Annotated in this window: 9 protein-coding genes; 7 read left to right on the top strand and 2 right to left on the bottom strand. The window is 59.4% G+C overall.

Annotation, left to right across the window (positions count from 1 at the left end; all coding sequences use genetic code 11):
• The first annotated feature begins 244 nt into the window (after positions 1-244).
• From NB311A_RS15690 to NB311A_RS15705, 4 genes are all read left to right on the top strand, one after another.
• Positions 245-952, top strand: a complete 708-nt coding sequence (locus tag NB311A_RS15690) for a polysaccharide biosynthesis/export family protein (RefSeq protein WP_009799470.1) — start codon at positions 245-247, stop codon at positions 950-952.
• 3 nt (positions 953-955) lie between these two features.
• Positions 956-2089, top strand: coding sequence for a glycosyltransferase (locus NB311A_RS15695; RefSeq protein ID WP_009799471.1), 1134 nt, complete (start codon positions 956-958; stop codon positions 2087-2089).
• A gap of 108 nt (positions 2090-2197) precedes the next feature.
• Entirely contained in the window at positions 2198-3730 is a 1533-nt protein-coding gene (locus NB311A_RS15700; RefSeq protein ID WP_009799472.1) for an undecaprenyl-phosphate glucose phosphotransferase, read from the top strand.
• Between the two features lie 33 nt (positions 3731-3763).
• Positions 3764-5029: an O-antigen ligase gene (locus NB311A_RS15705; protein ID WP_009799473.1), complete on the top strand. Its 1266-nt coding sequence runs from the start codon at positions 3764-3766 to the stop codon at positions 5027-5029.
• Between the two features lie 23 nt (positions 5030-5052).
• Here the strand turns inward: NB311A_RS15705 and NB311A_RS15710 are convergent, their stop codons facing one another.
• Positions 5053-6234: a trans-acting enoyl reductase family protein gene (locus NB311A_RS15710; protein ID WP_009799474.1), complete on the bottom strand. Its 1182-nt coding sequence runs from the start codon at positions 6232-6234 to the stop codon at positions 5053-5055.
• A 546-nt stretch (positions 6235-6780) separates the two neighbouring features.
• On the opposite strand from NB311A_RS15710, the gene NB311A_RS15725 reads away from it, so the two are divergent.
• The 3 genes from NB311A_RS15725 (at position 6781) to NB311A_RS15730 (ending at position 11297) form a co-directional block, all read left to right on the top strand.
• Positions 6781-8151 (top strand): integrase family protein, encoded by a 1371-nt coding sequence (locus tag NB311A_RS15725; protein ID WP_009799476.1) that lies wholly within the window; start codon positions 6781-6783, stop codon positions 8149-8151.
• Positions 8152-8375: 224 nt separating this feature from the next.
• Entirely contained in the window at positions 8376-8573 is a 198-nt protein-coding gene (locus tag NB311A_RS20750; protein WP_083780492.1) for a helix-turn-helix domain-containing protein, read from the top strand.
• A gap of 162 nt (positions 8574-8735) precedes the next feature.
• Positions 8736-11297 carry a DUF3987 domain-containing protein gene (locus tag NB311A_RS15730; RefSeq protein ID WP_009799477.1) on the top strand — a complete coding sequence of 854 codons (2562 nt, stop codon included), beginning with the start codon at positions 8736-8738 and terminating at the stop codon, positions 11295-11297.
• Positions 11298-11949: 652 nt separating this feature from the next.
• Here NB311A_RS15730 and NB311A_RS15740 read toward each other — a convergent pair.
• Positions 11950-12267, bottom strand: coding sequence for a hypothetical protein (locus tag NB311A_RS15740; protein WP_009799479.1), 318 nt, complete (start codon positions 12265-12267; stop codon positions 11950-11952).
• Positions 12268-12339: the final 72 nt, after the last annotated feature.

Genomic DNA, 12339 nt, shown 5'->3' on the forward strand with positions numbered 1-12339 from the left:
CTTACTCCCGCTGGACGCTCAAGCGCTTCGGGTGAACCTGACATCGGCCCGCTGAACCGGAGGCAAATGTTGGAGCTTTGAATAGGACCGCTCAGCCGAACGGGACGATTACAGTCGATTATAGTTTCCGCCGAGTTAACCCCGCGCGCCGGGAGAATCCGACCAATGCGTCGCGAGGACCCTCGCTTACGGTTTATTAACCACAAAAGCCTTTAATCAATTTGATATTTTTCATGGATGCCTGATGCGAAACGTGCGTGCCGTCACCTTGTGCCTGCTGAGCGCGCTGGCGTTATCGGGATGCATGCGGCAACCGGCGCCGGTGGCGATGGTTCGCCCGCATAACGATCTCGATGCGCTGGCCTACGGAGGACGGATGGCGCTCGCGCCGCCGCCGGTCCCTCGCCGTGGCCTGTGGCATACGCCAGCCTTCGCCAGCGCCGCTACGCCGGTGGTCTACGCTGCCGCGCCGCCACCCCTTCTTGTGCATGATGCCGCCTATCGGCTCGGTGCTGGCGACCGGCTGCGCATCGTGGTCTACGGCCAGGAGGGTCTCACCAATACCTATCTGGTCGATGCCGGCGGCAACATCACCATGCCGCTGATCGGCGCTGTCACTGCGCGCGGCCGCACGCCGGCGGAACTGTCCGCCGCCATCGCCGCGCGGCTGCGCAAGGGCTACATTCGCCAGCCCTACGTCGCCGCTGAGGTCGAGGCCTATCGGCCGTTCTTCATTCTCGGCGAGGTGGCGGCTCCCGGCCAATATCCGTTCGTGCCCAACATGACGGTCGAAAGCGCCGTCGCCATCGCCGGCGGTTTCTCGCCACGCGCCAGACGCGACCTCGTCACCATCACCCACACCGATGCCCGTGGCACCGTCCGCCTCATCGTTCCCACCGCTACGCAGCTCAGCCCCGGCGACACCGTCCTCGTCGACGAACGCTGGTTCTGACCCATGGCGCCGCCGCTCGACCGACCGCTCCGCATCCTTCATGCCGTGCGCGCGCCGGTCGGCGGGATCATCCGACATATTCTCGATGTCGCGAACGGACAGGCCGATCGAGGACACCTCGTCGGCATCGTCACCGACAGCCTCACCGGCGGGGAACGCGCGGCTGCTGCTCTCGCAGAGATCGCCCCCCGAATGAAACTCGGGATCCACCGTATTCCGATCCGCCGGAACCCTCATCCTGGCGATTTGTTTGCATGGATGAAATTCACCGCGCTGGTGCGAAAGCTTAAGCCGAATGTCCTTCACGGACACGGCGCCAAGGCCGGCGCCTTCGTGCGGCTGAAGGGTCCCTCGAAAGGCGTAATCCGTGTCTACACGCCGCACGGCGGATCCCTGCACTTCCCGCCGACGACAATGAAGGGAATGTTTTACAGTCGTCTCGAACGCGCGCTGATGAATCGCACCGACCTGTTCCTGTTCGAGAGCGCATTCGCGCGGAATACCTATCAGCGCATCGTCGGCATCCCGGCCGGACTGGTGAAATGCGTCTTCAACGGCGTAACGGCCGGCGAATTCGATCCCGTTACTCTGGCCGAGGATGCGACCGACGTCATCTATGTCGGCGAGTTCAGACATATCAAGGGCGCCGACCTGCTGATCGAGGCGGTGGCGCTTTTGCGGGAGCGCGGTAAACGCCTCACGCTCACGCTCGCAGGGGATGGCGAGGAAACAGGAGCGCTGAAAGCCCAGGTCCAGCGCCTTGATCTTGAAGAGACGGTCCGCTTCATTGGACACGTCAAGGCGCGCTATGGATTCTCCAAAGGCCGCTTGCTGATCGTGCCCTCGCGCGGCGACTCCATGCCCTATGTGGTGATCGAAGCGGCGGCGGCAGCTGTTCCCATGATCGCGGCGAAGGTCGGTGGCATCCCGGAAATTTTCGACTCGTATACCGACGCGCTGTTTCCCCCCGGCGTCGTCACTGCCTTGGCTGACGCCATTGAGGCCGCGTTAAATGACCCTGCGGCCGCCGCCGCACGCGCAAAAGCGCTACGCGAGCGCATCCTCATGCATTTCTCGCAGACAGCGATGGTCGAGGGCGTCATGGCGGGCTATCGCGAGACGTTTGCGAGAGATTAACCATTTCCGAAATGCCGGGAGTTGCGCGAAACCAAATCTTCCCGATTTAGTCCTTTAGTCGCCCTGAGAACGCCATCCTGGTGTGTGGCGCGATTTGGACTTGAGGACATGGACCCTATCAACGCTCGCTCAACGATCGATGCAGCAGCGAGCAGCGGCCTCGGGATACCCGTGGAGCGTCGCCGACGGCTGTCACCCGCGGCGCTTGCCGTCACCAATCAAAAGGTACGGCCGGCCTATTCGCCCGTCGTCATCACCGGCATCGTCCGTGCCGCAGACTTCGTGCTGCTCAGCCTTATCGGCATCGCGCTTTATCTTGGATACGTTGCCCGCATCGACGGGTTTAGCTGGAGCTACATCGCAGCGATCCCTGCCATGTCCGCCACCGCGGTCGTGTGTTTCCAGGCTGCGGACATCTACGACATCCAGGTTTTCCGCGGCCAATTGCGGCAGATGACGCGGATGATTTCGTCCTGGGCGTTCGTTTTCCTGTTGTTCATTTGCGTCTCGTTCTTCGTCAAGCTCGGCGATTCCGTCTCGCGGCTCTGGCTGGCCTCGTTCTTTTTTGTCGGACTGACCGGCCTCATCGCCGGGCGGCTCCTGCTGCGCGCCGTGATCCGCCGTTGGGCACGCGACGGCCGGCTGGAACGCCGCACCGTCATCATCGGCTCCGACACGAACGGAGAAAATCTCATCAACGCGTTGAGAGCGCAGGAAGACTCCGACATCGAAATTTTGGGCGTGTTCGATGATCGCAACGACTCGCGCGCCTTCGACAGTTGCGCCGGAAGCCCCAAGCTCGGCAAGGTCGACGACGTGCTCGAATTCGCGCGGCGTACCCGGCTCGATCTTGTACTGTTCGCGCTGCCGATTTCGGCGGAAACGCGGATCCTCGCGATGTTGAAAAAGCTGTGGGTGCTCCCGGTCGATATCCGGTTATCGGCGCACACTAACCAACTGCGCTTTCGCCCCCGCGCCTATTCCTTTCTCGGCAAAATTCCGATGCTTGACGTCTTCGAGGCCCCGATCACCGACTGGGATCTGGTGATGAAATGGCTGTTCGACAGGATTATCGGCGGTTTCATTCTGCTGCTCGCCTCGCCGGTGATGGCGCTGGTCGCACTCGCGATCAAGCTCGATAGTCCGGGCCCGGTGCTGTTTCGCCAGAAACGCTTCGGTTTCAACAACGAGCGCATCGAAGTCTTCAAGTTCCGCTCGCTGTTCCACGATCAGGCGGATCCCATGGCCACGAAAGTCGTGACCAAAAACGACAGCCGTGTCACCCGGGTCGGACGATTCATCCGAAAAACCAGCCTGGACGAACTGCCGCAACTCTTCAACGTCGTCTTCAAGGGCGACCTCTCCCTCGTCGGACCACGTCCCCATGCCGTGCAGGGCAAACTGCAGAGCCAGCTATTCGATGAGGCGGTTGACGGCTATTTCGCGCGCCACCGCGTTAAACCGGGCATTACGGGGTGGGCGCAGATCAATGGCTGGCGTGGCGAGATCGACAACGAAGAAAAGATCCAGAAGCGTGTCGAGTTTGACCTCTACTACATCGAAAACTGGTCGGTACTGTTCGATCTTGATATCCTGTTCAAGACGCCGCTGGCGCTGTTGAAATCCGAGAACGCGTACTGATCCGGCCTGGTGCGTTGAGTTTGTGAAAGTGTAATGGCGTATCCCGCAGCGGTTGACAGTTGGTTCCGGCCATCGACGCAAGCACCGGGCATTGCCGCACTCCAGCGCGCGCTGTTGTGGGCCGTGGGAGTTGGCGGCGCGATCGTCTACATTGAGCCCAGTCCCTATGAGTTTGCGACGCTGGCGGCCATAGTCGTGTTCTTCGCGACCGGCTTGCGAATGCGGCTCGCCTTCATTCCCCTGCTCACACTGCTCTTTCTCATCAACATCGGCTACACGATCGGCGCCGTACATCTGATGGACAAGTCCCAGATCGTGAATTGGGTCATGACCTCGTGGTACATGGCGGTGACGGTCGTTTTTTTCGCGCTGGTATTTTCGGAAGATACCGAGGCGCGGCTAGACCTGATGCGGCGCGGCCTGATCGTCGGAGCGGTCATCGCGTCGGTCGCCGGCGTTGCCGGTTATTTCCATCTGGTGCCCGGCGAACACGACGTGCTGACCCTTTATGGCCGCGCGCGCGGCACCTTCAAGGACCCGAACGTGCTCTCCGCGTTCCTGATCCTGCCGGCATTGTTCGTGCTGCAAAGCATCGTCACGGATCGGTTCGGAAAGGCGCTTCGTAGCGCGATCGTGCTCGGAATCATCAGTCTTGCGGTGCTGCTGGCGTTTTCGCGCGCGGCCTGGGGCCAGTTCGTGCTCACATCGGCTTTCATGCTGGTCCTGATGTTCCTGACCAACCCATCAAGAAAGCAGCGGTCGCGGTTGGTCCTGACGGCGACGATCGCAGCCTGTGCGATTGCACTGCTGCTGGCCATTCTGCTGTCCCTCGATTCAGTCGATAGCCTTTTCAAGGAACGTGCGAGTTTCGACCAGAGCTACGACGAAGGGCGCTTTGGCCGCTTCGGCCGGCATATTCTCGGCTTCCAGATGGCGCTGGACCAGCCGCTCGGAATCGGCCCGCTCCAGTTCACGCGGTTCTTTCCGGAAGACACCCACAACTCCTACCTGAACGCCTTCATGTCGGGTGGTTGGATTTCCGGGATCTGCTATCCGGTGTTGATCTTCACCACCGTAATCTTGGGCTTTCGTTACATTTTCGTGCGAGTTCCCTGGCAACGCACCTATCTGGCAATCTTCACGGCGTTCTTGGGAACCGTGGGAGAGAGCTTCGTTATCGACACCGATCACTGGCGCCATTTCTGGCTGATGCTTGGCATGATGTGGGGCATGTTCGCGGCGACCCACCAGTACATGGCCGACGCGCGGCACACGTCCGTTCAGCCAGCGCCGCAATAGATTCGCCTGCGCGACCTGTGCCGCTATGGTTCGATCGCGAACGTCAGCCCTGCGTGATCGACGAGCCGTTTGATCAGGGCGTCCTTCATCGCAGCCCCCGGCGTCCAGAAGCCGCCGGCAAGGTCCGGCGCGTCGCGCCGCAGACAGATTGCGCATTCCGCAATCATCTTGGAAGTCGATCCATAGCCGGGATCGCGATCGCCGGTCACGACCGCTTTCAATTGCCGCCCGTCGGGGCCGATGCCGAGGAAAACAAGGTCGTAATGCCCGCTCTCGCGCTCCTCCTTCGAGGGGCCCTCGCCTGGCTTGGGACCCCCCTGAGCGCCGAGTTTATTGTTGGCGGCGATGATGGCTTTTGCGGTCGCCTCGCCAGTCTCCTTCGGCCCCGCGACCACCATTTCATCATAGACAAAATCCTTGCCATACGGGAAACCGAGCAGGAAATTCGACCGGTGCACGTTGCGGGTGTTGATGTTTGCCATCACGAACGGCGCCACCCACATCCCAAGATCTTCGTCGAACAACGGCTTGTTGCCCGGCGGCTGTTTCGGCCCTTCAAACCCCGGCGTCAGCACGAAGGAATCGCGTAGTTTGGGCAACAGACTTGGATCGTTGGCGGCCGCGGCGAAGATCGCCTTCATGCTCGCAGCGGTACCGCCGGAAAACGTACCCTTCATCTTGCGCACGCGACCTTTGACCCGTGAGACGGTCGCTCCGAACCTCTGCTTTGCGGCCTCCTGAAGAAAGAACACGCCGAGCTCGAACGGAAGCGAATCGTAGCCACAGGAAAACACGATCCGTGCGCCGCTCCTGCGCGCCTCCGCCTCGTGAGCGTCGATCATCTGCCGCATCCACAGCGGTTCGCCGCAGAGATCAAGATAGTCGGTGCCGCTCGCCGCGCAGGCGGCGACGAGACCGGAACCGTAAAGCTGATAAGGTCCGACCGTACTCAGCACCGAGGCCGTCCGGTCAGCCATGGTCCTGAGCGATGCGGCATTGTCGGAGTCCGCGGCGATCAGCGGAAGATCGCGGGGCGCGCCGATGGCCTCGCGTACCGCCGCCAGCTTATCGAGGTCGCGTCCAGCGATGGCCCATTTCAGGTCGCCATCACTATATTCGGCGGCGAGGTATTCCGCGACGAGCCGGCCGGTGAACCCGCTTGCGCCGTAGACAATGATATCGAACTCCGTTGACGACGATGTCATGGCCTTCCTGAAAATATCCTAGAGTCTGTAAAATGTCCTAGAGTCTGTTTTTCGACTTTGTTGAACCAGACTCGTCGCTTATCTTTCTGTTTGAGCATGATCTTCTCCGAAAACCGGTTTCCGCTTTTCGGGATCATGCTCTAGAGGTCTTCACCGCTTCACGGCGAAGATTCTATCGCTTTGATCTGACGCGCCTTCTTCACGCGAATTTTCTTGAAAACGCTGGTCATGGTCCTGAAGAGGATCGGCTTTCGGCTAAGATCACGCTCGATGTAGCGGTTCGAGCGAAAGCGTGTGTCTTCGGGTGGGACCCGACTATGGATACCGCTTCGTGTGAAAAAAACATGATAAGTATTGGTCGGAGCGAGAGGATTTGAACCTCCGACCCCTAGTCTCCCAGACTAGTGCCATATCCCCTCACTCGCTGTCTTACACCCGCCGTGACCTGCAATCCAGCCTCAAACCGCCGCTAAAATTTACCTCGGTGCTACCTAGGCCGTCTCTGATTAGCACAGCGGTGCTTCCCCTGTGCTTCCCGGAGGTCGTATGACGCAAACCATCACCAAAACCGTGGTTGACGGCCTGCAACCCCGAGAACTCGAGTACACTCTTTGGGATGAAAAGCTGTCCGGGTTCGGCGTCCGCGTCCGTCCATCGGGCGCCAAGTCGTTTGTCGTTGTCTATCGGGCCGGAACCGGCCGGACGTCTCCGACCAAGCGTTTCACAATCGCGGCTGTCGGCAAGATGGCGCCCGACCAAGCCAGAAACCAAGCGAAAATCCTGCTCGGCGCAATTGCTGGGGGCTCGGATCCGGCTGCGGAAAAGCGGGCTAAACGGCCAAAGCGTGATCGAATCAAGTTCGATGAGTTAGCTCAGCTCTATCTCGATGAATACGCCAAACCTCGCAAATCGTCATGGAAAAATGACGAATGCTATCTGAAACGCGCTCGCGACAAGTGGAAGCGGAGAATCGCCGCCGAGATTACCGACGACGACGTGGCCGAATTAATCGAGGAAATTGGCGCTTCAGCTCCGGTGAGCGCAAACCGCACCCAATCTATTCTCCACACCCTATTTTCCTGGGCCAAAGAGCCCGGACGCAAACACGTTCCGAGCAACCCCGTTGCGGACATGAGGCGGCGCTATCAGGAGAAGGCGCGAGAGCGTGTCCTGACTGATGCGGAAATCAGGAAACTGTGGTGGGGTTTGGACGACCCTCGTTTGCCCGCAAGCCGCCCCGTAGCATTAGCGCTCAAATTCGTGCTGGCGACCATGGTTCGGCCAGGGCAATCTGCGGGCGCCCTGATCTCGGAATTAACGGGCCGCAATGGAGCGGATCCGCAATATCACATCCCAAAGAACCGCGTGAAAAAGTACCGGGATGTGATTGTCCCGTTGAACGATATAGCGGTGTCGGTCGTGTCCGAGGCAATTGTTCTCGAAAATCAATTGGCTGTCTTCACATCATGGACTCTTCGACGGACGCAAGATGAATCGCTAAACGACAGTCAAAAGCCGGAACAGAAGAACGCCCCTGCCCCACTCACACGCAACGCATTGGCTGCAGCGCTAAACGGACGACCAGCCAAGAGGAAGATTCCGAAGCGAATGGGCATCCGAGAATTTCTCGGCATGCAGCACTTCACACCGCACGACCTTCGACGAACGGCGGCGACCATTGCGCGTCGCGGAGGAGCCAGGCGCGAGGACGTTAAAGCGTTGCTTGACCATCTAGAGGGCGACGTGACCGCGACATACGACAAATACGACATGCTTGCCGAAAAACGTGTCGTAGCCGGAATTCTCGCGAATGAGCTCAAGAAGATCATCGGGCCAAAGCCGATTGAGCACTCACCTGAGAAAATCAGTGCCGACAATGTCGTGTTGTTCGAAGAAAAACTCCGTGTAGCGAGTTGAACGTTCACCTGCGCAAAAAAAGAATGCAAGGGGAGACGGTAAGCGCAATCTGTGCTAGTACTACGCCCGCAAGCCTAATAGGTCGCCTTCTGGCGCAACATGTATTCAGCTGTCGGGTGGCTTGCCGGCGCGCGAGACCGCCGACGCGCGTCGTAGCCTCAGGCGTAGAGGCCGCAGCCGGTCACAGACAGGGCCAACTCCCCCTTCGATTCCATGGGTGTTTCATGCCCTGTTATCTCAATACCCGTGAAGCGGCGAAGCACGTCCGCTTGTCTACGGCTACCCTTGAGCGCCTTCGTGTGAAGGGAGGCGGCCCCGTTTACATCAATCCTGTGCCGGACCGCGTTATTTACACCACCGCGGACCTTGATGCCTGGATGGAAAGCCGGCGCCGTACCTCGACATCAGAGCAAGCCGCCTGAGCCGGAATACCGGCGCGCGAGACCGCCGACGCGCGTCGTAGCCTCAGGACGTAGGGGCAGCAGCCGATCTATTGATCTGACTTATCACCGCATCCCCTCGCGGGCGCCAAAATAGATTGGCCCCGCCGACTGCCAGGTCGCACGGGGCCAAGGAAATTGAAGATGAGCAACAGTAACACAAGCGCCGTCGGCGTTCAACAAACTACCCTTGCCAAAAAACCTGACCTGACGACCAACTTAGGCGAGCCACCGGTTACCGATGTCTCTCTGAGTGACGAAACAAACACCCGCCTTGCGGCCGCTTTGGCACTTGCGCAACGCGGCTTCAGAGTTTTTCCAGTCATTCAGAACGACAAAAAGCCCTACATTAAGGAGTGGCCGGAATGGGCAACGCATGACGCCCCGCGGATCCAGGCAGTGTGGGGCAGATACCCAATACTAAACATAGGATGCTTCAACGAAGATCTGATTTTGATTGACGTTGACACAAAGGCCGGGAAGCATGGCGCGAAGTCGCTGGCATTGCTCGAGGCCCTCTATGAGGGGTTGCCTCTAACCTACACGCAACGATCGGCGAGCGGTGGATACCACTTCACATACAGGGCTCCGCCTCAGATCGTCGTCACTATAAAAACCTGCTCCAACAAAATTGTCGGCTTCCCTGACATCGATATCCGCGCGGGCCGCACCGGCTACATTGTCGGCGCGGGGTCTTCCACAGCCGTGGGTGAATATACGGTAGAGAAAGATTTACCCATCGCCGACGCGCCGCAATGGCTTATCGACCTCCTGCCAAAAGTCCATGACCGCAGGGCGACGAGGAATGGAGATAGCCAGACGCCCCTAGTCGAACTGGACACCGAATCGGCCATAGCACGGGCGGCGGACTGGCTGGAAAATAATGCGCCCGAAGCAGTGCAAGGCGCCGGCGGAGATGCCGAAACCTACAAAGTCGCGTGTCACGTCAAAGGATTCGGCATCAGCCCCGAGAAATGCCTCGAGCTCATGCTCGACCACTGGAACGACATTAAGGCGTCGCCGCCGTGGAAGCCGGACGAGCTCGAGGAAAAGGTAGCCAATGCTTATCGCTATGGCCAGGATCCTCCGGGCATCGCTTCCGCCGAAGCCGAGTTCGGCCCCGTCGACGTCGCGGTTAAGCCGGCGCCCACAGGTTGGCACGATCCCGCTGACCTTTGGGAACGTGAAACCGCGCCGCGCGCACTGCCGGCGGGCGTAGTCCCCAGCTACATTGAGTGGTTTGCGGGCGACCGGGCGCGCCGCTTGGGCGTAACACCGGGCGCAATGGCTGCAGCAGCCATTACGACCCTGAGCAGCTTAGTGCCCGCCGGAAATAACCTCCACCTTCGCCAGCATAGCAATTCCTGGTTTGTGAAATGCACGCTATGGATGGCGTTTGTCGGAGATCCGGGGGTCGCCAAATCGCCGGCTCTAAACGCCGCGATGGCTTTTCCGAAGGCTGTCGAAGCAGCATGGCGCGCCGATTTCAAGAAGGCGTGCGAAGCCAACGAATTCAGTGCCGGCTCAGCCAGGAGGCGGCGCAAGCGGTCAACCGACGCCATAGCGAAGCCCGATCCTGACCCGAAGGAAACGACAGAAAGCTTTGCTGACGATCCGCTTCCACAGCCAGAGCCGCAACTCCGCCGAAAAATTGTCAACGACGCGACCACCGAGGCCATCGGAGCCGTGCTTGCGGCCGATGGCACCGCGGCGCCCGTGCTTTTGCATTCGGATGAGCTCGCCGGATTCATCAACAGTATGGACGCCTATCGAGCGAGAGGCGGCAAAGATCGGCCCTTCTTCCTTCAGGCCAAAGACGGCGGGCCGTACGCGATCGACCGCAAGGCAACCGGCACCGTGTTCATCCCGTCGTTAGCCATTTCGATCGCCGGCACCATCCAAGATAAAAAACTGGCGAAGATCGCATCTGAGCTAACGGACGACGGTTTGCTGCAGCGATTTGCGCTGATTGCTATCGAGCGGACCGGCAGTGGCGAGGACTTTCCCGATGACGTTCGATTAAACAACTCAGTCGACCGCGTCGCAATCGCGCTCTCAGACCTTGAAGCGCGCGACTACCGCTTGGCACCCGAAGCCGCGGCTGAGCTCGCACATGTTGAAGATTTTGCGTATCGGGAAGCCCAACGCGCTGATGTTGCGTTCGGTCTCAGGACTTGGCTCAGCAAGACACCCAACGAGTTCGGCCGCTATTGCCTCACATTTCATCTGATTGAATGGGCCTCCGGCGTGGATCCTGCGTTGGAGAAACCGCCAGCCGGCATTGTTTCGCTCGAAACCGCGCGCCGCGCCCGCCGCTGTATCGAGGAATTCCTCTATCCGCATGCGGCCTACATTTATAGCACCGTCATGGCCATGGGGAACGATGACGAGGAAGTTCGTTGGGTCGCGGCCTACATACTTACCCGCGACCTCCAGACCATCACAGCTCGGGAAATTGGCCGCGCATATCGTCCCCTCGGCGGCGCCGAACGGAAGGCAAAGCTACTCTCCGTGATGGCCACGCTGGCCATGCAGGATTGGGTGAAACTCACAAACGAGACTCACAAGAAGTGGAAGGTTAACCCAGCCGTTCACGACGGACGCTTCGCAGCTATCAAGCTCGACGAAACGGAACGGCGCGCGGCGGTGAAAGCGGAAATTGCCAGGACGGTAGCGGAAATCCGTGCGGCCAGGGGAGATTTTTAATGAGCACTGTCAGCGCTGTCACTTACGCGCGAAAAGAATACGTGTTCTTTCTTCTTTTATATCCCCTCCTCTGGCTGTTCCTTTCTTCCCAGATTGCCTTAAGTGACAGCGCTGACGTTTGGCGGGCAGCCCCACCAAATCAGCCCTTGAAAGTCGTTTTCGTAGCATTTCCGGCGGGAGGATCGTCTCATGGCTGAACTCCCCAAGAAGGTTCAAATCGGCTGGCAGGTCTTTCGGCGTCGCGAAGCTACGTCCGAGTACATCACGCGATCGGGCATGTGCATCGACCTTGTTCGGTTCGACGCTCTGTGCGCGACGTGCGGCGCACCGTTTGCAGCCAAGGTCACTAAAACCGGTTGGCGTCGAAAAATTCTCTCACGGCGTTGCGAGCCGCACCGTCGCCCGGGGGCCTACGTGAACAACGACAAGCCGCCTATTCCGATCGCGGAGATGCCCTGGTGGGCCAAGCCAGCCCCGTGGAGCAAGAGTCGTCCCGGCAAGGTACACAAGCCGCCCAGGAAGCCCGTAGAGCCACGGAGGCGCCTACAGCGGCCACAGCAGCCGGTAAAAGCGCCAGCCCAACCCTCGCGCCCCTCTTTCCTCGACTGAGGGGGACACGTTGCTGGCCTGCATCTCTCCGCTGGCGCGCCGCTTACGGAGTGCGTTTACGAGAATGCTGAAACCTAATGACAGCCCGATGCAGCCATGAATCTCGATCTCTGAATAAGAAGAACACGATCAGCATGACAAGCATCCCGTAACCAACAACTACCGCAACCGTGCTGCCTATGGCTGGTGGCGGCGTCGGTGATGGTACCGGTTTTTCGTGTTTAACGGTCGACACCTTAGTCTGGTTATGGGCTTTGATTTCCTTATAGGCGTCATCGACGCCCTTGTACGCTTGCTCTTTCACATGTGAGAGCCACTCGACAGCTTTTCCAAAATCTTTCTGGATTTCATATTCAGCCATTCGCTTACCCTCGACATCGACATCCAAGCTTTTCAGCAAAGAGTGTGCGTTCTTCCCTTCCGTTGCAACCAA

The organism is Nitrobacter sp. Nb-311A, assembly GCF_000152905.1.
Lineage (GTDB): Bacteria > Pseudomonadota > Alphaproteobacteria > Rhizobiales > Xanthobacteraceae > Nitrobacter.